Below are 21,512 nucleotides of genomic sequence, written 5' to 3'. Positions count from 1 at the left end.
ATTAGCAAGAGTCGTGTCGCAATGGGTAAAAAGGTAAACGCTTAAGGGTTTATCTTTTTAACTGAATCCCTGACCACTAAGCTAGGTTCTAGCTGTATGGTCTTGCTGCTGCCTGGGTTATCTAAGCGCGCCAGTAATACTTCCACGGCTGTGTGGCCTAATTGCTGCTTTGGCTGGTGGATTGTGGTTAGCGCTGGGGTTAAGTAGCGCGCCAGCTCAATGTCATCATAACCAATCACAGACAACTGCTCTGGAATGTTAAGGCCAGCATTATAGGCGGCGTGCATAAAGCCCATGGCCATCATGTCGTTACCCACAAACATGGCAGTAGGCAGGTTTGGCGCTTTGATTAAATCGGCAAAAGCGGCAGCGCCGCCATCACATTCAAAATTACCACTGACTTGCCATTCAGGCTTGATGCTGAGCTTGGCCTCGTTCATGGCATCCGTAAAGCCGGCTAAACGTTGCTGCGATGGTAACTTATCAAGCGGGCCTGTGACGCAACCTATGAGCTGATGGCCTTGCTCAATCAAATAGCGCGTCGCTAAATAACCGCCTTGGCGCGAGTTATCTTGAATCTTATCGCACTGAAAATTCGTCGGCCCCCAATCCATCACCACAGTCGGTAAGTTAGGTTGGCTGCTAAGCTGCGCAAACGCTTGCGCTTCGGCTTCACTGCACATCAGCAATAAGCCATCCACTTGTTTTTGCAGTAAGGTCGATAAGTTAAAACGAATGCGCTCGGCATCGCCTTCGGTATTGCACAGCATTAGGCTGTAGCCATGCTGATAGCAATGAGACTCCACGCCTTTAACCACTTCGGCGAAAAAAGGGTTAGTGGAGGTGGTCACTAGCATGCCAAAGGTGCGGGTATGTTTGGTCTTTAAGCTGCGCGCCAGTGCCGAGGGTGCATAGTTGAGCTCCTTAACTGCCGCCTGCACTCGCTCTTTAACTTCATCGCTCACAAAGCGCGTGTTATTGAGCACGTGACTCACCGTCGAGGTGGATACTTGCGCGAGCTTAGCTATGTCTTTAATGGTGGCCATGGGCGTGCTTAATTGTCCTAAAAATCGAGTTGCCGTAAGCGGCAAGTGAAGCTCATTTACGCTGACTCAGGCAAAATTTAACTGAGATAAGCGCGTAAATGAGCTCGCATAAGAGCCAAATTAACGGCTATGAGTCGCTAAAAAAGCATCCACTTCACTGCGCACAGGGATTGACGTTTGAGCGCCAAAACGGCTCACGCTGATAGCGGCTGCGCCGTGGGCAAACACTATGGCATCAGGCAAACTCATGCCTTGCTGTAAACCCGTGAGTACGCCAGCGTTAAAAGTATCGCCCGCGGCGGTAGTGTCTTTCACTTCTACTTTAAAGCCAGCAATTTGCTGGCCTTCGCCGCGCTCACTTAAAAACACGCCTTGGCTACCTAAAGTAATCATGACGGTCGCTATGCCTTTGGCATGTAAGTGGGCGGCCGCTAAGGCTGCGTGCTCAAGATTTTCAACCTTAATGCCGGTGAGTAACTCAGCTTCGGTTTCATTGGGGGTGATGATATCAACTTTTGCTAATAATTCATCACTCAATGCCATCGCTGGCGCTGGGTTTAGTACCACTAAGGTGCCAGCGTCTTTAGCGGCTGATGCCGCCATAAAAATGGTATCTAGCGGCGTTTCTAACTGCATCAGTAAAGTATCAGCGTTAGATATTAAGCCTAAATGCGGCGCTAAACGCGCTGGCGTTAATGCGGCATTGGCGCCTGGGGCGATACAAATGCTGTTCTCACCACTGTCTGCCACTTGGATCATAGCCACACCTGTGGTCATGTCTGGCGTTGTCATAAGGCCAGACACATCCATGCCTAAGGCTTGATATTCTTTATGCATGCGCGCGCCAAAGTCATCATCACCCACGCAAGCAATAAAGGCGACATCGGCACCTAAGCGCGCGGCGGCAACCGCTTGGTTAGCGCCTTTACCGCCAGCAATCACTTGATAACCGCTAGCCGTTAAGGTTTCACCTGGACGCGGGAAACTCGGTACTTGCACCACATGGTCAGCATTAACACTACCTAAGACAACAAGCTTACTCATAGGGCTTTCCTTCATTATTGACTGATAACTTTTAATGGCACGGGAATAAAGGCTTCAACGCTTTGGCCTTGCAGTAACTTATGGGCGGATTCAACCCCTAAGGCACCAATAAGCTCTGGCTGCTGGGCAATGGTAGCACCTAAACGCTTACGCTTAACGACGGCAATGCCTTCATCTGTGCCATCAAAACCGACTATCAGTAACTCTTTACCGGCGGCTTGGGCTGCGCGCACCGCACCTAAGGCCATTTCATCATTTTGGGCAAATACAGCATTGGCGCTTTGATTGGCAATTAGTAAGTTTTCCAACACGTTCATGCCTTTAGTGCGATCAAAGTCCGCTGGCTGACTGGCAAGAATTGTGAGGTTATGGGCTTGTGCGCCTTCTGCAAAGCCTTGGCCGCGCTCGCGCGCTGCTGAGGTTCCAGCAATACCTTCTAACTGAATGATTTTGGCATCAGCGCCTAAGCGCTCTGCAATAAACTGCGCCGCTAACTTACCGCCTGCAATATTGTCTGACGCTATGTGGCTGGCTATCGCGCCGCGACTTGCGCCTCTATCTAAGGTCATGACAGGAATATTGCTGTTATTGGCCAGACGAATGGCGTTAGTCACAGCATCTGAATCGGTTGGATTGATAAGAATCGCCTTAACGCCACGTATGGTTAAATCTTCCACGTTGGCTAATTCTTTGCTCGGATCATTTTGCGAATCTAACACTATCAAGCGGTAACCGAGTTCCTGCGCTTTGGCTTCAGCGCCTTGCTTCATGGTCACAAAGAAAGGGTTATTGAGGGTCGATACCACCATAGCTAAGGTATCTTGTGCTAAGGCGTTATTGGCCAAAGTTAACGACAGACCAATCAAGCTAGCTTTAATGGCAAGTTGTAATGATTTCATTGGGATACCCTTATTATTTATGTTTGTTATCGACCATCACCGCCAGCAAAATCACGCTGGCCTTGACTATCATTTGGTAGTAAGAAGAGACATCAAGTAGGTTTAAGGCATTGTTTAAGAAGCCGATGATCAAGGCGCCCACTAAGGTACCCATAATTCGACCTTTACCGCCCGCAAGGCTAGTGCCGCCTAATACTACTGCGGCAATGGCATCGAGCTCATAACCCATACCGGCAGTCGGCTGCGCTGAAGATAAGCGTGAGGTTACGATAATTGCCGCTAGCGCCGATAAGGTGCCGCACAAGGCATAGACGCCAATTTTTACGCGATCCACATTTATGCCAGAAAGCTTAGCTGCGGCTTCATTGCCACCGACGGCATAAATGTAGCGGCCAAAACGGGTGTGGTTTAACAGATACCAGATAGATGCAAACACCATCACCATCAGCCATACCGGCACAGGAATGCCAAGGGCAGAGCCAGTACCAAACCAAGCAAACTGATCGGCCACATCGGTAAAGCCAGTAGAAACTGGGCGCCCGTCGGTGTACACCATAGTGACGCCGCGCAGCAGTGTCATAGTCACTAAGGTCGCGATAAAGGCTTGTACCTTGCCTTTGGCAATAATAATGCCGCTAATTGCGCCTAAGGTTGCCCCCGCCACTAATGCGGTTGGTACAGCCACTAATACAGGCACTTCCATGCCAATTAAGGTGGCTGCGAGCGCGCCGCATAAGGCTAAAACTGAGCCCACACTTAAGTCGATGCCCGCCGTTAAAATAACTAAGGTCATGCCAACGGCTATGATGGCGTTCACTGAGGTTTGACGCAGAATATTAAGCAGGTTATCAACACTGAAAAAATGCGGATTGAGCATAGAAACCAGCGCGATTAACAGCATCAATGCCAGTAGCGATTTTTGTTCAATCATCCAAGATTTAATGCGAGCGCTTTGCAGCGATGGCGCGGCCGTAGGACTAGTGCTTACAGACTTCATAGCGTTTCCTCAGTGTGGTATTTGCCGACGGCAGCGGCAAGGATTTGTTCTTGGCCAGCTTGATGACGCTCAAATTCAGCGCTGATCTGACCTTGGTGCATGACTAAAATTCGATCGCTCAGTCCCAGCAGTTCTGGCATGTCCGATGACACCATGATCACCGCCAGTCCTTGGGCTTTACATTGATTAATCAGTTGGTAAATTTCTTTGCGGGCGCCAACATCCACGCCGCGGGTCGGCTCATCTAAGATCAGCACTTTAGGCTGAGTCATTAAGCCTTTAGCAATCGCCACCTTTTGCTGATTACCGCCAGATAACAAGCCAATGGCTTGCTCTTGCGTGGGGGTTTTAATATTAAAGGCTTGAATAAACTCGGCGACTTGCTCTTGCTCGCGTTGATGCTGAATTTGACCAAACTGCGATAGCTCTTTCAGGCAGCTGATAGACATGTTTTCTTTAACCGAAAGCTCCAGCAGTAAACCATCGCCTTTTCTGTCTTCAGAAATGTAAGCTATGCCTTGGGCTAGGGCATCTTGGCTCGACTTAATCGTAAGCTTCTTTCCATTGAGTAAAATGCTGCCTGAGTGGCGCGCTATAGCACCAAAAATCAGCTTCATTAGCTCAGTACGCCCCGCGCCCATTAAGCCTGCTACCCCAAGTAACTCACCTTGTTTAAGGCTAAAACTCACGGGCGCCGTATCAGCCGCGCAAAAATCTTGTAATTCGAGGCAAGTGTTTGCAGTGCGATGATCTTGATAAGGATATTGCTCATCGAGCTTGCGACCCACCATAAGTTCAATCATGGCGTCTTCGTTTAAGTCTTGGATGCTGCGCTCAGCAACAAACTGACCATCACGCAGTACAGTGACATCATCACAAATGGTGAAAATTTCTTTGAGGCGATGGGAGATATAAACGATACCGCAGCCTTGCTCTTTGAGCTCCTTAATCACTTTAAACAGACTTAAGGTTTCCACGTCAGTGAGGGCATCTGTGGGCTCATCCATAATGATGACCTTGGACTCAAACGAAATCGCCTTAGCAATTTCAACGAGTTGCTGCTCGCCTAAGCTTAATTGTCCCAGTGGCGTGCGGCTGCTGTGCTTCACATCTAAACGCGCCAGTAATTGATCGGCTTGCTGGTACATGGTTGGCCAATCAATGGCGCCAAAGCGGTGACAAGGCTCGCGCCCTAAGAAGATGTTTTCGGCAATGGATAATTCTGGGATCAAGTTAAGTTCTTGATGAATGATGCTGATCCCAGCTAATTGTGATTGGCGTGGCCCTTGAAAGCTCGCGGGCTGGCCTTGGTATTCAATGCTGCCGCTATCACAAGTGTAAATGCCGGTGAGCACCTTCATTAAGGTGGATTTGCCGGCACCATTTTCGCCCATCAGCGCCATAACTTTGCCAGGATACACCTGCAGGCTAGCACCATCGAGCGCCTTAACGCCGGGAAAGGTTTTGACTATCTTGTGTAATTTGAGGATGGCTGATTGCATATCTGTCAGACCTTATTGGCAGTCAGTTAAAAGGGTACACCACAACTAAAAATCACATTGGCGTAGGGAGTACACTCACCACTTCGCACAATGGCGCGACTGCGATGGCTTTGCTGCTTAAACGCTTCATGGCTGATATAACGAATCTCAATCTGACGACCACAACGCGCTTGCTCTTGCTCGATACGCTGCAGAATTTGCTGATGAACTTGCGGATTTATCTCAATGATTTCAGTGGCGAGTGTCACAGATTGCAATTGCAGCTCAGATAACATGGCATCAATACAAGCCACTAAATCTGGTACCCCTGGGGATAACGCCATATCAATGCGCTCAACATGGCTAGGAATAGGCAGGCCAGCATCACACAGGGTAATTTCATCAAAATGACCACACTGGGCCACCAAGGCTGATAAAGCAGGGTTGAGTAGGGTAGTTTTTTTCATTAGTTCACCACAACGTTAAGTCAGCACTGGCGGCTATGGCTGGTTAATCCTGGTGACTCGTTTTGCGTCGTCATCCTGATAAAACCCAAGCGAACCGTTTGCGCAATCGTTTCGATGGCTGAACTGTAGGCAGTTATTGAGTTTTGTGCAGCTAAATGTGGTCAAAATCGTGATCGCAGTCACGCTTAAAATCAAGGGCTTAACTAGGACTTAACTAGGGCGAAACAAGGCTGGATGAAAAACGAGCTTTGTATGATAATTGCTCGATAATAATCAAAAAAGTCAGTGGTCCACAGGTGTCAGGGAAAGAAATGGAGTCAGGGGCTGAGTTGCTAGATGCCCCCACAGCAGAGACCAATTTTAATCGCCGCCTGCGAAAACTATGGCTGCGCTTAACCTTACGTCGCTCACAACAAGAAGCGCTAGCGTCATCGACCATGACGGCAACCAGCGACAACTTCTTTAATGCCTACGCAATTTTTCTGGGGGCTAGCTTAGCGCAAATGGGCTGGGTCACTGGCCTGCCGCAATTATTTGGCGCCATAGCTCAGTTATTGTCTGTGTGGCTCGCCAGCCACTTTTCTCGCAAACACTTTATTGTCGCCTGCGCAGTACTACAAGCGCTGGTGGTGCTAGCCATGGGCGCGGTCGCCGCGTTTGAGCCTGAACATGCGGTATGGATATTTATTGCCTTAGCGGTTTTTTATCATGGCTTTATCAACCTTATTCAGCCCCATTGGCGTGCGTGGATGGGCTCGATTGTGCCAGAGCGGCGCCGCGGCGCATTTTTTGCTGCCCGTACTCGCTTAACTATGATGGCCTCATTAAGTGTGTTTTTTGGTGGCGGGTTAATATTGACCCAAACCGATGGCATCAAGATGGCGTGGCTCGGCTTTAGTTTATTGTTTGCTATCGCCGCTATTGGCCGCGTAGTTTCGGCTTGGTTGCTATGGCAAATGCACGACCCAGTCGCCAGAATTCCCAAGGTTAAAGGCGTATTTGTGCAAACCTTAGTGAATTTTGGCAGGGCTTGGCGAGATAAAACCTTTCGCCACTACAGCTTATTTGTGGCGGGCATGCAGTGCATGGTGGCCATTTCGGCGCCATTTTTTGCCGTGTATATGCTGGAAGATTTGCAGTTTACTTACTTTGAGTTCGTGATGGCGAGCGTTGCTTCTGTGGTAACTCAGTTTGTGACTTTACGCTTTTGGGGGCGCTTTAGTGATTGTTATGGCAATCGTTTAGTGATGATAATTACCAGTAGCTTAATTCCAAGCTTACCTGTGTTGTGGCTGTTTTCAGACAACTATGGCTACATCTTAGTCGTGCAGGCGTTTTCTGGCTTAGCTTGGAGCGGCTTTACCTTAAGCACGGCCAATTATCTCTATGACATTCGCCCATTTCGCAGTGACTTTGCTACTTACGCCGCCCTGCAAGCGTCGCTGAGTGCTGGTTTAGTGTTTATTGGCGCCATCGCGGGCGGCGCCATTGCAAGTTATGCCGCGGATTTTTTGCAGTGGACAGGCTGGGGCACTTGGCTCAGTAGCCCTATTTTTGTGGTGTTTTTAGTGTCGGGCTTATTGCGTGGCTTAGTTGTGCTGTGGTTTGTGCCGCGCTCAGTTGAACCTAAAGTTAGGCCAAGGCCGCAACTACTTAAAATTGTATTCAGAATCCGCGGCTTTAACGCCATATCAGGCATGAGCTTAGACTGGCTAACCGTCGTCAAACGCCGCAAAAAGAAATAAAGCTAATAAACAACTCATGCCCGTAAAACTGACGCCCTTACACCTCGTAATCAAAATACTTGCGATGCATGGGTCCTGCGGCATGACTACTGATTTTATTGGGGTGCTTATATTCGCCCCAGCCCGCCACATCTGTGCCGCAATTAAGCTTAGGGAAATCGAGCAACTGTTGCGGCGCTTCACTGTTTGGCCCTTGGCCAATAAAATCCAGCAATTGCGATAAGCTGCCCGGCGCACTGATATCTAGCCGTAATAAATCATGTCGACCTGCAAAATAGCTCAGCACTTGTTCTTGATGGCTGAGGTAGCAGCGCTCAAGATGCTGTGCATCAGCGGCATCCTTTACGCTATCTAATAAAAAAGTCTGGTTAAAACTGCGCTTCATGATCGGGTGAAATTTACCGGTATTACCATCAAGATGCGGCAGCATTTTACCCAGTAACATCTGCATCGATGGTACCCATAATGACAGCGGCCGCTCTAAATAAACAAACTTAGCCCCAGCAAACAGCTTATCGAGCTGACGATAATCACTGAACATAGGCACATCAGATATAGCATCAGCTTGCAGCACGCAGTGCTGAGTAAACGCCATGTGCGCGACCTTAAGGCCATGTTCCAGCAAGGCCACGCTCACGCTAGTGGTGCCAGTACGCGGCAAGCCTATGATAAATATTTTGTTACCCAAATAAGCTGGCGCAGCGTTGGTTGCTGGAACATGAGCTTGGTCAGTTATCTGTTTTTCTGTAGCGTTAAATTCTTGATGCATAAGGGCGGTTAAGCAGACTGTGGGCAAGTTTGTGGCGCAGTATATGCTAGCTTGCAAGTGGTGTCGGTAGAATATGCCAGATTAACATTACCAACAGACACATCAGGCTTAATCATTTCAGTGCTTCAATCCACTTCAGGAGTGAGGCGCTGAGCTAGATCATATTGATATGGCCATAAAGCTTGAGCGGATAAACTAGTCACATTTAAGCCGCGCTGTTGGCGGCCTTGTTAGCTGTGATTTGAGTATTAATGACTGCCGTAGGGCGAATATTCTAGCGGCTTGTGGGGGCGCTGGTTAAAAACGAGGCTTGCGAATCAACCATAAAACGGCCAGCTAAGGCGCGTCGCCCCAGTAGCATTCTAAATTTCATGTTGTCACGGTTAGTGATGGTCATTTCAATGTCAAATTCTTGGGTGCCAATTTGCAATGGCGTTTTAATCACGTAGCGCAGCTGCTTATGTCCGCCAGAATCAGTGACATACCGTCTATCAAACACTGGGCTTTCACATACGGCTTCTTCCATTGAGTCTTGATTGGGGTGTAACCAAAATCGGATCCACGCTTGGCCATTTTTACTAAATGGCTTCACTTTGAACGCATGCAAACACGATGTTTTGGCGCCAGTATCAACTTTCATCTTGATAGGCTGAGGGGCAATGTGCGGTAGCACCACCCATTCGCGCCAACCAATGACAGTTAGTGATGCGTCAATCATGTACTACCCCTAATGATGTTAACGTCTTGGCTAAGCCTAGTCGTTAAATGGCAATTTGACCCGTTCACTAGAACATATTGCTGCTAAAACAACAACTAAAGTATTGTGGTTCAAGCTAAGTGCTAAGAGGTCGAGAAACTTAACACTTAAGGTAACGGCGCTGTGTAGTGACAGCATTGAGTAACAGCGCTTAGTGCCTGAGTTAGCCGTGAGTTTCATGACAAGAGTTTGATAATAAGAGTTTCATGATAAAAGTTAATGGCAGAGAGTGATTAAGCGGGGAATTGTGGTGCTGATGCCATAAGCCAGCGGCAAGGTTGCCACTGGCTTATGGGTAATGACTAATGACTATAAATTAGTTATCAGTGTTTAGTTTTTAAAAGCGCTGACGCTATCAATCTTGAGCGGATCTTTACTTGGCTTACGCAAGTTAAGGGCTTTGACCTTGTTCATGCCATTATCGCTAATACCGCCCTCATAATTAGGGGTAGTGCTTGCTGGCGTCATATAGGCGGTAGCGCCTGGATTCCATGCCTTGAAAAATTCACTTAAGTCAATTTGACTGGCGTAAGAGGCGCACAGCATTAAGCGATCCCCCTTAGTTAAGCCGTTATCTGCCTTATTGCACAGGTTCTCACCAGGTAAGTTAACCTCGCCATCATTGGCATTACGAGTTAAGCGATGCATGAAGGTAAACAGATTCCAGCCTTTCATACCTTGGCGATCACTGTAGTAATCTGGTTCTTCCCCTTGATACCAATCCTTAATAACAAACTCAGTTTCGGCCCACTCTTTTAACTGCGCGAACATCACTAAGCGCTCACCGGCGCCGCCATCAGCCCATGCTTGGCCTTTAGCGGCTGCAATATAGTCAGGGGCGATACGAATATCTTGAGCCACACGGGTCATGGTGCCAAGGTGCTTATCTTGCATGTACAAACCAAGCAAGTTGTTGGCCACTTCAGTTGCGCCTTCCACGGTAAATGGCGCTTCGGCAGAGTTATGTCCTACTTCGTGCCACAGTAACCAATTGTTAAGTGGCGTGATATTTACATTGTTACTATTAGCGTTAAAGCTGCTATTCATCACAGGATAACCTGAATGCGCGGCGCCTATGCTGATAGCGACATCGTTAACAAAGTGATGTCTATGATTGCTGATGCTCTTATCTGTGGCTTTACGATTGTCTTCGCCAGTAAGACCTTCATCGCGCCCATAAAAACGATTTAAATCATCGCTAAATTGATCAAGCTCACCGGCAAAGGTTGCCAGCTTACCGTCATAATTTTCGGCCTTGAGGTTGGCTTTGGCGGCAGTAAAGATAAAGCTTTGGCTCACGACATCACCAATAGGGGCAGGTGATGATTGTGGGTTTATCCAGCCACTAGTAGTGCCATCATCTTGATACAAGGGCGCATCGACAGTACCAATAAAGTTAAGGGTGACTGTCTCAGCGCTGAGACCTTGGGCATAGATTAAGCCGCCATAAGGCACGGTAAGCTCATGGCTATTACCAATATTGCCACTGTTCAAAGTAAAGCTTTGGCTGATACGCGGTGGGCGCATTAAGCCAAGCTCGTGCTTTTCACGGCCAGTTAAATCATCATTGAGTGCCACGGTAATTGTGATGGGCTCATGGCTACCAACGCTGACACTAAAGGCTTGCTGCGCGACTGCCCATTGGCCGGTTGCTTGACGATTGCCTGCAAACCAGGCAGCTTTTGTGCCACTTAACACGACTTGGGGGTTACTGCCTTGGCTGCTAGCGCCATTCGCTTCACCTGGGTATTGGCGAATATCCACCTTAATATCTAAGTCCCAGAACGAGCGACCTAACATTAAGCGCGTGACTGGTTTTTCCATGTAATTAAGTGGATAGCTTGGGTTCATGTAACCCGCATAGCTGCCTTGGTTAACGTCTAGCATCATGCTTGTTTCGCGCATTTGCTTATGCAAATCAGCAGGGCAAGTAGTACCGCCGCCAGCGCGGTTGTCGCTATAGCAGTTTAGATACTCAGTAAAACGCTTAAAGCCGAGCTCATCAGTTGCATCCGCTTCATAGCGATAATCTAAGTCATTCCACAGCCATACCGTCATGTTCTGGTATAGGCGATTAAGATCAACGCTGCTTAAGCGCTCACCTTGTTTACCTTTGGTGCGGAAATATAATTCGTGTTGATATAAGCGCTCGATATTGCTGCCTAAATTGGCGGCCTTGATCATAGCTTTAGCTTCGTTATCCCCTAAGCGCAGCTCAGTGTAGCGCGGCACATACATATTACCGGTAAGCGGAATATTGGTGCCAGGGCGATACTCTAAGCAATTGATCTCATAATGATAACTTGAGTCAGTGCACTCTTGGTAAAGACGGTTGCCTTTATCATCGGTAAAGGCTTTTAGAATGCGCTCTTTATCGGCGGCAATATCTTTAGAGCTAGCTTCATCAATAAAGGCTGTAATTTCAACGATGTCACCTTTGTCGTTAGTTTCACTCCACTTAGCCACTTCTAGTTTTGGCTTGTCATCAGGCTTGTCATTTTCTTGATAAAGCCAAGTCACACTGCCGTCGCTATGTATGGTGTAAGGCGCCACTGTTTGGTCTTGAGAGTTTTTAACCGCGCTATAGCGCTCGATGACCCAGATGCCTCGTTCGCGCTGGCTGCGTGGACGGTCTGGATAACCACCACTAGGGCCATTACCATTATTCACCACAGAGTTGCCTTGACCGAAGGCTATGCCAGCGCTGTCGAGTAAGCGCGCATAAGCTGTGTCCTTATCGTTAGAAATCAAGGTTTCCATGATTAAGATACTGCCGCCGCGACTGACATAATCAATCAGAGCGGTAGCATCATCTTGGCTGATTTTAGGCTTGCTAACATCGGCGCTCATCACTAAGTGGTAAGGGTTACCATTGGTTGCAAGCGCATATTCAAAACCATTAAGGATCAGTAGTGGCATGCTGGCAGGATCAAGCCCATCAAAGCTGGTTAGCTGCTCAGCGGTTACGCCAAAATCAGGGTGGATAACGAAGTCGGCGTTATTGCCCGGCACTTGCCCACCACGCTTAAAATAAGCCTTAGCGATATTGGTGCCAACCGTCATCGGGTTATCAAAAGTGGCGCCTGCTTGATTAGCGGTTAGATATTTGAAGACGTTTTGAAAAAAGCCTTTCATATCATTGCTGTCGTTAGACTTAATGCATTGACCTTTATCGACGCCACCATCCCAACTGTAGCCATTGGGGCAGACTAATACTGAGTTATAACGGGCATTGCCCATGACCATGATTTTGCCTTGGCCAATTTCACCTAAGCTGATGAAAGGTAAGTTAAAGGTGGCGGTTTCAGCGCCAACTTTATCAACTATTACCTTAGATGGCGCTTCGGTAATATAGGCAAGCGACTGGGGATCCCAAGCTTTCTTGCTACCAAATGGCAGCCAGTAGTTATTATCGTTACGAGCCATCAAGATAGGGAAGGCGGTATTGGCGATATTAACTGTACTTTGGCCGCGGGCATTACCTGTGCTGCCGTAGAAGTTAGTGCTGTCATGGAACACGTGGAAATTGTTAACTGCTTGCCAGCCTTGCTGCTGCACGGCGCTGGTACTACCCCAAAGCTTTTGCACTTCAGCTAAAATCTTGCCTGCTTCATCTTTGGCGTTGGCGCTTGCGCTCATAACCATAGGTGCATCGCTGCTTTGGCAGTGGTTCTTGCATAAGGCCTTATCGATTATCTGCGCTTGGCCTTGGTTAAATTGCGCTAAAAACTCACCCGCGACTACTTGGGTTTGACCATCACCAAGCTCTAATGACTGGTCGTGGGCGCTCAGTCCCAAGGCAATAATTTCGTTAATGACGTTAGGGTATTGAGCAAAGGTTTGGGCAACCTGCTCTGGGACTTGCCAATGATCGCCCTTATCTTCGCTATAACGCTTAACTAAGGTTTGAGCATTAAGGCCTAAATCACCTTCGCCTAATTGCGGCAAGCTAACTTGCTGCTGATTACCGCGAACGCTACCTAAGGTAAAGGTATCAATACCAAATTCAATGGTGTCGCCCCACACAAATGTAAACTCACCTGTAGCATCGGTAACGCCGCGGCTGCCACGGCTAAAGTATTCAACCCCAGCTACAGGTGTGCCGTCTGAGTCAGTTAAGATAGCGCGGCTTAAAATGGTGTCTTTAGGCTGATAGTGATAACTCGCCTCAGCATTGGCCGCCACAAAACCCGCATTTAAATCACTCGATGCCCCAGGGGTTACAGTAGGCTTGCTATCTGGCACATGGGTCGATGGCAATTTACCTACTTGGTTATCATTGGCTTCTTTTTGCTTAATCAGTTCAGCAAAAGCATCAACCTCCATATCGAGATCATGCTGATAATAATTACTAAATTGCAGCGCTTGCAGGCTGCTTAAGCGTAAATCGATAAATTCACCACGGACAGTGCCCATAGTGGCGATTAAGGTTTGCGCGTTACTGCTAGCATTTGCGTTATCAATAAAATTATCACTCGCGGCCAGCAGCAGTTGCTTGCGCTCAGTGCTTTGGCCTGCGCGCGCCTTATCGGCCTGCACATTGCTAAAGCTTGCCAGTAGCACGTTTTGACCTTGGTCTTGATAATGACAACTTACACTGTCACCGACATTAATCTTAAAGTCTGCGGCAGCTTCGTCATTACAGATCACCATTTGACCAAAGGTGCTCTTACCATCGAGAGAAAAGCTTACGTGTAACAGAGTCGGCTCTGGTGGAACTGGAATTTCTGGCCCGGGAGGCTGAGGGTTTTCGTTATTTGAGCTACTGCTGCCACCGCAGCCGCCAAGAGAGGCGATAAAAGCCCAACAAATAAGATGTTTATTCATGTGTGTCCTAACAAAAAACAAAATGAGTGGTTAGCGCGGGTAAATGCGCTTGGCTAACTTTTGGGTTATTAATCACTAAAAGGCGGTTGCTGCTCTGAAGGTGTCGCTGGCGCAAAAACCGTGAGAATGAGATTTGAGTCTACCTGAGTCAATGAAACTATCTTAATTAAATTTTCATCAATTTAATATTATCTCATTGAATATGAGCCATTTTTTGCTTTATTTATCGCCGTAATTAATCTTGCCTGCTGTTTTATTCAGCGTTTGTTGGTGGCGGCGCTTCAGCACCGCGCGCTAGTCATACGGATTTTTTTAGCCAGAGTGTCTAGCAATGTGCTCAAAATGGCAGGAGATATGGCAGAAAATGTTAACTGAAAACGCACCGAGTAAAGACAAACGCTGACTTTGTCGTCATACTTTCGTTTCCCGCCGTTGAGGATGTAGTCATGAATCTAGATGCTTACCAGTTTGACTGGATTCTGTTTGATGCCGACGAAACCTTGTTCCATTTTGATGCGTTTGCCGGTTTAAAACTATTGTTCAGTCGCCATGGAGTGGCCTTTAGTGAACAGGACTTCGAAGAATATCAATTAATTAATCAACCATTATGGCTTGAGTACCAGCGCGGCACTATTGATGCCGAGCACCTTCAAACCACCAGATTTAACGCTTGGGCCACTAAACTCGGTTGCAGCGCCAGCGCGCTTAATCACGGTTTTTTAATGGCCATGGCCGATATTTGTGAGCCGTTACCTGGGGTGCGGGAATTACTGGCAAGCATTGGCCCGCGCTATCGCTTAGGCATAATTACCAATGGCTTTACGCAGTTACAGCAAGTGCGTTTGCAAAAAACTGGGCTTAGTGATTATTTCTCGCTGGTGGTTATTTCTGAACAAGTTGGCGTGGCCAAGCCAGATCCTGCTATTTTTACTCATAGCTTAATGCTAATGAGTGATGTGAGCGGCGCTCAAGTTGCGCCTCACAAGGTATTGATGGTGGGTGATAATTTGCATGCCGACATCTTAGGCGGCAATAACAGCGGCTTAGCCACGTGCTGGTACAACCCTAGTGGTAAGCCAAGGGTTCCCGAGGTTTTACCTAGTATCGAAATCAGCCACCACGACCAATTACGGCAGTTATTAAGTTAAGGCTTAATGCACATCGCTATGATTAATGCCGCTATTAAAGCGGCATTTTTTTGAGCGCAAGTTCGGCAATAAATTCGCTCGTCTGCTCACTGTCACTGAGCAAATACACTTGCTCCTTAGCGCGGGTTAGGGCGACATACAGTAAGCGGCGCTCTTCGGCAAACGGATACGCTTCTTTGGGCGGCAATAAGGCATCCAATAATAGCGGCGTCACTTGGCGGGCAGGCAAGCCAAACTGACCGCTAATAAGTGGCGATATAATCACAATATCGGCTTCCATCCCTTTACTGGCGTGAATTGTCATGGCGCTAATCGTTAAATTTGGCCACTCTTGTTGCCACTTTTTAAGCTGCGCCGCGCTTGGTAAATGAAAGCGAAAGCGGCTGAGGATTAATACGCTGCGCGGCGCCATTTTGCCAATGGTGCTATGTCCACCATCCTTCACGGCACTTGCGTGCTGCGCCAATAATTTAGTGATGATTTCAAGGCTTTGCTGCTGAATATGCGGCGCGCTAATTAAGCTCACCGCACTGGTTTTACCTTTGCTTAAGCACTGAATAGATTTAGCAATTTGCTGCGGATTAGTTTGCACAAAGTTGCTTGCCACCGCGGCAATACGCTCATTAAAGCGAAAGCTAGTATCTAGATGGTTGATGCTGCTATCGCCAAACTGAGCGCTAAACTGGCGGGTATAATTTACATCTGAACCCGCAAAGCGATAAATAGCCTGCCAATCATCGCCCACACAAAAGAGTGAGGACGACTTAACGCTGTTACGAAGCGCTAAGATTAATTGCGCTCTCGGCGCTGAAATATCCTGAAATTCATCCACCATGATAAAGCGCCACGGGCTAACAAATTGGCCACTAGTGACATACTGACAGGCGCGGATAATCATGTCGTCAAAATCAATTTGATTGGCTTGCTTAAGGTGCGCTTGATAGCGGCTTACTAGTGGTTGCAGTAATTCAAGCTCAGCCAATAGTGGCGCTTTATTAGTGCCTTGCCCCAAGCGCTTGAGCCAGCGAGCTTTTGCCTTACTATCATCGAGCTGATGCAATTTAAACAGCCCAATTTGCCCTGCCAATTGCCTTGCTAATTGCGCCATTAACGGCTGGGCTAATTGGCTATCCCTTAGCCAGTGATTGGCGGGGATGGCGCTCGGCTCTATGCCTAAGCGGGCTAATGCCTTGATGAGTGCAGGCAGTAATTGCCCTTGCTGCGCTTGGTAATAATATAAATCGATATGGGGTGTTTGCTGCTCTTTATAGCCGTTAATGGTTGTCGCAATTTGCCCCTGATAGTGGGCATTATCCACATACTCTGGGCTGCGCTTGGCTTTATCTAAGCTAAAGAAATGCAAATACAACCCAAGCTGAGGTAAATGAAAGCGACTGAGTTCATTTTTATGGGCGGCTTGATAGTGATAATCGATTTGGCGGCTAAATAGCCAATTAGCGAGCACGCGCTCGCTAAAGTTCGCGACCTTATCCCCCTTAAGGCTCACGATTTGCTGCTCGTTTAAGTAGTTGTGATGAGAGGCTCTGGATGCAAAATCATGGGGGTGTTTTTCAAGCAAATGCCAGCGCTCAAAATACTCTTGCACTTGAAAGCTATAGGCTGGGTCTTGCATCAAGTTGGCTAATTCTGCCTTAACCCAATCATGCAATCCTTGGTTATCTTGCTGCCACGGGCTCAAACTTGGGGCTTGCCCTTCTACTTGCTGAATGATGCTAAGCCCTAAACTATGAAAGGTAGTGGCGAGCACGGCCGCGCCTTTAAGCTTATCTTGAATGCGCATGGATAATTCATTGGCAGCATCTCGGCCAAAGGCCAATAGCAGTAAGTCCTCTGCTTGCGCTTGACCGCTTGCCAGCAAATAAGCGCTACGGCCCACCATAACGCTAGTTTTGCCGCTGCCAGCACCGGCTAATAATAAGTTATTGTGCTCATCAATAATGCAGGCGCGGCGCTGACTTAAGGTCAGTGGCCGACTTTCTATGCTATCAAACAGTGATTGAAATTGACTGAGTTGACTCGTCACAAAGCGCTCTTGCTCGGCTTGCCTATCAGCCCTTGTCCAAGCGGCAATAGTCAGTAGCTCTTGAATGGCTAAGGCTAGTGGCTCGTCTATCACTAGGCGGCTATTTTTAATCGCAATATCAGCCAGTTGCCATTTATTCTGCTCTTGGCGCGCATATTCATGAAGACGCTGCAAATGACTATTTCTGGGGTATTGCTGCGATAAACTTGGACGTAGGTGTTCAACAAATTTAAGTAAGGGTTGGCGCTGGGCTTGCAACCAAAAAGTTAGCATTGGCTGCAGATAGGTTTGCTCGGCGCCATAACTGACCATGGCAATTTGCCAGGTTTTGTCAGCGCATGGCAGCTGAATAATCCAACCAAATAAACTTAAATGCCACTGCGGCGGGGCTATGAGGCTGCGCCAACTAAGGTCTATCATTTGGCCTTGAGATTGGAACCTAATACCGGCCTGACTGATGCTTAACGCCGCGCTTGGGGCTCCGCAAATTCGGCCTATGTGGCTACTAAAAATAGGGGTGACGGGCACGGAAAGTCTTATACAAAAATCAATTTGGCAAACTGTGGCGAGTTTTGACTCCTAAAGCAATCAATAGTGAAAATGATGGGTGTGAATGGAGAAATTTTAGCCGAGCTATTTACCGCACGCCTTAGACTGGCTATGTTCAAATAGAGAAAATAATTAATACCTTAGCTTAATTTGTGTAACCCATTAAGGCAGCGGAGGCGCAATGACTTATGCCATAGGATTTTGGCTCGCAGCATGCAGTTTGAGTGCTATGTTGGCCTTAGATTTGGGGATAGATCCCTTGGCGATGCCGCAATGGGTCGCGGTATTGGTTGCACTCTTGTTTATGCCAAGGGCTGGAATGGCTTGTGGCGCATTGCTGCTGGGGATGTGGGTCTATATCAGCACCTTAGATCAACAGTCGTTAGAGATGAGCTTGAGTGTGTGGGTGATGGCGCCTGTCATCATGCAAGCCTTAGATCATCAGCGTGTCTGGCAATTTCGCGCCTTATTGCTCACTATGGCCTGTTCATTATTTTTAGGCTTAATAGTATTGCAAGCCGAAGGGCGATTAGCGGGCGATGCGACCGTGACTTTATGGCAATTGTTCGCCATAACACTCTTGTGTTTAAGCGGGCGTTATTGGCAACCCACCGAAATTGCCAATCCTTGGTTATTGCTGCCCTTAATGGTGTTGCTCGGCTTAGGTCAATTTCAGCCATTGCTGTTAACGCTTAAACTGATGGCACTGATTTATTGTTTGCAGCGGCTTAAAATGCTGACAGTTCCTGACTATTTACCTGCAATCACCCAAGCTATGCCCATCATGGCCTTTGTTGGCTTAACTGCTACTGTGGCTGGCAAGATTCCTGCGCCCATACTGCTAGCTTGGCTGTTAACCTTAGTGTTCGTGTGGCTTGGGGATAGGGTGTATACCCAAGAGCAAACCGAAGAGTAAGTATTTGTCAGTATCACAGCCACCAAGCAGCCTATCATTCGGCCGTTAGTATTGATGAATGCTAACGGCTCCCTTGCGCTTCTGCCCCGCAGTTTGTATCAAAATGTATAGTTGTTAGTGCCTTAGCCGTTAATTCCTTGTTGCTATCAGGTTCATGGGGTATTGTGCGCTTAATATTTATGCATGTATTGAAAGTTAAACAGGATGAAGGTTATGGAAAACCGAGTCATTTATATCGCCTCTGCTGATGCGGGATGGCTGAATATGGTGGCCGCGGGCATGGCAAGTATTTTTGAAGAAATTCAATTTACTACTGTGAATGATGTTCAAGGGTTATGGCACCTGCCGTCCTCGGCGTTGGTTATTTATGATAAAGCTAGCCTAGGTAATCCCACGGCATTATTAATCAATCCACGCGAGCGTGGTGGTAAGTGGTTAATAGTCAATGCTGACAGCCTTGATGAAGAGAGCGTGCCTGGGCTCATTTCTTTAGGTTTCTCTGGGTTAATTGTTAAAAATCAAACCTTAGAGCGGATGCCGCGCGCCATTCGTACCTTAACGGCTAATGAGTTGTGGTTTAGTCGCCATGCCATGTCATTATCTCTCAAGCAAAACTTTAATTTATCGTCGCAACCTACCAATGCTATTCATGTGCTTAGTGCTAAGTACAACTTGTCGGTGCGCGAGCAACAAGTGTTTTTATGTTTGGTGCAAGGGCAAGCCAATAAAGACATAGCGCTTGCCATGAACTTGAGTCCAAGCACCATTAAGTGCCATGTGGCGGTCATATTGCAGAAAACTGGCAAGCAAGGGCGCAGTCAAGTCAGCGCCTTATTGTTAGAGGATGCGCTTGAGTGTGTGATCTAGATCACGCTTGTCTTGCTTTAGTTATTTATTCGGCCTAAGTGCGGTGTTTGATTGGCCATGTGGCCGATACTAAAATGGATGCCTTGTAAGTATATTGTATGAAAATCAAAACCATACATTACTTGGAATGGAGTCCTTAAAATGAAAGCTTTAACTGTTAGTCTGATCTTAACTGCTATGTTGTCAGCAAGTGCTGGTGCTGCAAATTGGTCGAGTGAAGCTCGTGACACCGACGGCCAAACACAGTTTTACGTCAACCTGCAAGATGACGTACCGCAGCGTTGTCGTATGATCACTCAACCACAACTTACCATAGATATGGATTTAAAAGAGGGTAAAGCAAGCCAATTTGAATTCAAAGCTTGGTGTAATGTTGATAGCCGCCAAGGTAAATTAGTGGTTGGAGCTTCTCCATGCATTAACAATAACAAAAAGGATATCATCCCGTTAGCGGTTGAATTTGAGAATGCTAAAGGTCTGATTGATGCAAACAGTCACTCATCTTCAGCAACAAATTACCATGCTATCGATGTGAACTTTGCGGTGAGCAATGCCACAGCACTAGATATGGGTGACATGAACGTACTGAAAATCAAACCTGTTGTTAATGGTTGGGAAAAAGCGGGTACCTATAAAACCAATATGTATGTATCTCTGTACCCACAATAACAATGTAAAGTTGTAAATTAGGGGCCGCTAGGCCCCTTTTGAGGTTGATAGGCGCTTAACAACTCTTTTACTCAATGCCGTATTGTTGTTCTCTCCTTTGGCTCATAGCTTTGAGTTATTCCCCATGGTCGATTTTATTAGCGATCAAGGCCAACAAAGCGAGCGTTTTTTTAAAGTCAACAATACCACTGACAAACCCTTGCCTCTTGAAGTGTTTATCCAACAACGCTTAGTGACTGGCGAAGCCAGTGAGCAATTACAAGCGACTGATGACTTCATGGTGTTCCCTCCGCAAGTGCTTATTCCCCCAGGTAAAACTCAAACCGTTAAAGTGAAATATATTGGCGTTCCTGTGGCCGAGTCGTTGTCATATCGCGTGGTATTTAGTCAGCTGCCCATTGCTGATGATGCCAGTGAAAGTAGCATTAAAATGCTGTTTCAAATTGGCGCCTTGCTGTTTGTGACTTCGGATAAATTGCCGCAAAAATTAACCACAGAATTAACTGCTAACCCCAATGAATGGTTGGTTACTAATACAGGCGCGGGCGTATTGACCTTGTCGGCAATGACCTTTGGCGCTAAGGCTGGCAAGCAAAGTTACCGCTGGACTTGGGATGACATTAAGACCTTAGTTGAGCGCCAGTATTTAGCGCCCCGCCAGAGCGTGCGCATCAATGCTGTGAGCATATTATCAAACAATGAGCAATTAACTCAGGTTGAAGCCTCGGGATATTAGGCCTGTATTAGCGCACCAGTAAGGTGCATTAGGCTGACAAGGAAAGTGAATGAAAGGTGGGATTGGGCTAAGTATTATCTTTGCCTTGATGTTATCACCCTCACAGGTCGGGGCTATGACTATGTCGTTGCCCTTATGGATTGGGGATAGTGAGCTTGGCGAAATCCCAGTCACCCTCTCAGGGCTGGAGGTGAGCGCCGTGTCCTTAACTGCGCTGCAAGCCAAGCTTGGCGGGCGAGTCGCAAGTCACAGTTGGCAAGCGTTAGCTGCGCAAGTGGCAACACCCTCTAGCACTATGATCCCGTTATCGGAACTATCCAAGGCGGGAATTAAGGTGCAATTTGATCCGCAAACCTTAGCCCTATCTGTGGCCATAGCTCCCTCGATTATGGGGGATATAGGGGTAAATTTTGGCGAAGAGTATGCTGAGTTTATTCCAAGCAGCAGTAGCCAATTTAGTTGGCTCAATAGTTTCAATTTTGCCCACACCGAAGACTGGCAAGGGGATAATCAAGCCTCTAATTCAGATATAGATTGGTTGGCATAATTTA

17 protein-coding genes are annotated in these 21,512 nt (G+C 47.4%); 7 read left to right on the top strand and 10 right to left on the bottom strand.

The genetic code is table 11. The features are described from left to right. Positions 1–41 precede the first annotated feature (41 nt). The 6 genes from FJQ87_RS00540 to rbsD form a co-directional block, all read right to left on the bottom strand. On the bottom strand, positions 42–1,046 hold the full coding sequence (locus tag FJQ87_RS00540; protein ID WP_140930034.1) for a substrate-binding domain-containing protein: 1,005 nt from the start codon (positions 1,044–1,046) through the stop codon (positions 42–44). Positions 1,047–1,166: 120 nt separating this feature from the next. Then, entirely contained in the window at positions 1,167–2,090 is a 924-nt protein-coding gene (gene rbsK / locus FJQ87_RS00535) for a ribokinase (protein WP_140930033.1), read from the bottom strand. A 14-nt stretch (positions 2,091–2,104) separates the two neighbouring features. Continuing rightward, positions 2,105–2,989, bottom strand: coding sequence for a ribose ABC transporter substrate-binding protein RbsB (gene rbsB, locus FJQ87_RS00530; RefSeq protein ID WP_140930032.1), 885 nt, complete (start codon positions 2,987–2,989; stop codon positions 2,105–2,107). Positions 2,990–3,002: 13 nt separating this feature from the next. Next, positions 3,003–3,986 (bottom strand): ribose ABC transporter permease, encoded by a 984-nt coding sequence (gene rbsC / locus FJQ87_RS00525; protein WP_140930031.1) that lies wholly within the window; start codon positions 3,984–3,986, stop codon positions 3,003–3,005. Continuing rightward, positions 3,983–5,488: a ribose ABC transporter ATP-binding protein RbsA gene (gene rbsA, locus FJQ87_RS00520; protein WP_140930030.1), complete on the bottom strand. Its 1,506-nt coding sequence runs from the start codon at positions 5,486–5,488 to the stop codon at positions 3,983–3,985. The genes rbsC and rbsA overlap by 4 nt, the downstream gene beginning before the upstream one ends. A gap of 26 nt (positions 5,489–5,514) precedes the next feature. Next, complete coding sequence (gene rbsD / locus FJQ87_RS00515) at positions 5,515–5,934, bottom strand: D-ribose pyranase (protein WP_140930029.1); 420 nt, start codon at positions 5,932–5,934, stop codon at positions 5,515–5,517. Between the two features lie 437 nt (positions 5,935–6,371). Between rbsD and FJQ87_RS00510 the strand changes: the two genes are divergently transcribed. After that, positions 6,372–7,679, top strand: coding sequence for an MFS transporter (locus FJQ87_RS00510; protein ID WP_240778884.1), 1,308 nt, complete (start codon positions 6,372–6,374; stop codon positions 7,677–7,679). A 37-nt stretch (positions 7,680–7,716) separates the two neighbouring features. Here FJQ87_RS00510 and FJQ87_RS00505 read toward each other — a convergent pair whose 3' ends face one another. The 3 genes from FJQ87_RS00505 to FJQ87_RS00495 form a co-directional block, all read right to left on the bottom strand. After that, positions 7,717–8,448 (bottom strand): sulfotransferase, encoded by a 732-nt coding sequence (locus FJQ87_RS00505; protein ID WP_140933902.1) that lies wholly within the window; start codon positions 8,446–8,448, stop codon positions 7,717–7,719. A 274-nt stretch (positions 8,449–8,722) separates the two neighbouring features. After that, the gene (locus FJQ87_RS00500) at positions 8,723–9,166 is read right to left on the bottom strand and encodes a RimK/LysX family protein (RefSeq protein ID WP_140930028.1); all 444 of its coding nucleotides are present in this window, start codon (positions 9,164–9,166) and stop codon (positions 8,723–8,725) included. 369 nt (positions 9,167–9,535) lie between these two features. Beyond that, entirely contained in the window at positions 9,536–14,032 is a 4,497-nt protein-coding gene (locus FJQ87_RS00495; protein ID WP_140930027.1) for an SslE/AcfD family lipoprotein zinc metalloprotease, read from the bottom strand. A 446-nt stretch (positions 14,033–14,478) separates the two neighbouring features. On the opposite strand from FJQ87_RS00495, the gene yjjG reads away from it, so the two are divergent. Beyond that, positions 14,479–15,180, top strand: coding sequence for a pyrimidine 5'-nucleotidase (gene yjjG, locus FJQ87_RS00490; RefSeq protein ID WP_140930026.1), 702 nt, complete (start codon positions 14,479–14,481; stop codon positions 15,178–15,180). A gap of 34 nt (positions 15,181–15,214) precedes the next feature. Here the strand turns inward: yjjG and FJQ87_RS00485 are convergent, their stop codons facing one another. Then, positions 15,215–17,752 (bottom strand): UvrD-helicase domain-containing protein, encoded by a 2,538-nt coding sequence (locus FJQ87_RS00485; RefSeq protein WP_168195112.1) that lies wholly within the window; start codon positions 17,750–17,752, stop codon positions 15,215–15,217. Between the two features lie 202 nt (positions 17,753–17,954). Here FJQ87_RS00485 and FJQ87_RS00480 point away from each other — a divergent pair, with 202 nt between their 5' ends. From FJQ87_RS00480 to FJQ87_RS00460, 5 genes are all read left to right on the top strand, one after another. After that, positions 17,955–18,689 carry a hypothetical protein gene (locus FJQ87_RS00480; RefSeq protein WP_140930024.1) on the top strand — a complete coding sequence of 245 codons (735 nt, stop codon included), beginning with the start codon at positions 17,955–17,957 and terminating at the stop codon, positions 18,687–18,689. Positions 18,690–18,902: 213 nt separating this feature from the next. Beyond that, on the top strand, positions 18,903–19,556 hold the full coding sequence (locus FJQ87_RS00475; protein WP_240778784.1) for a LuxR C-terminal-related transcriptional regulator: 654 nt from the start codon (positions 18,903–18,905) through the stop codon (positions 19,554–19,556). Between the two features lie 141 nt (positions 19,557–19,697). Beyond that, positions 19,698–20,225 (top strand): hypothetical protein, encoded by a 528-nt coding sequence (locus FJQ87_RS00470; RefSeq protein WP_140930022.1) that lies wholly within the window; start codon positions 19,698–19,700, stop codon positions 20,223–20,225. A gap of 124 nt (positions 20,226–20,349) precedes the next feature. Further along, positions 20,350–20,961, top strand: a complete 612-nt coding sequence (locus FJQ87_RS00465; protein WP_140930021.1) for a fimbria/pilus periplasmic chaperone — start codon at positions 20,350–20,352, stop codon at positions 20,959–20,961. 49 nt (positions 20,962–21,010) lie between these two features. Beyond that, complete coding sequence (locus FJQ87_RS00460; protein WP_140930020.1) at positions 21,011–21,508, top strand: hypothetical protein; 498 nt, start codon at positions 21,011–21,013, stop codon at positions 21,506–21,508. Positions 21,509–21,512 lie beyond the last annotated feature (4 nt).

Origin of the sequence: Shewanella sp. SNU WT4 (genome assembly GCF_006494715.1) — a bacterium.
Classification (GTDB): domain Bacteria; phylum Pseudomonadota; class Gammaproteobacteria; order Enterobacterales; family Shewanellaceae; genus Shewanella.
Note: the sequence above shows the minus strand (reverse complement) of the source record. Positions and strands in the feature narration are given on the sequence as shown.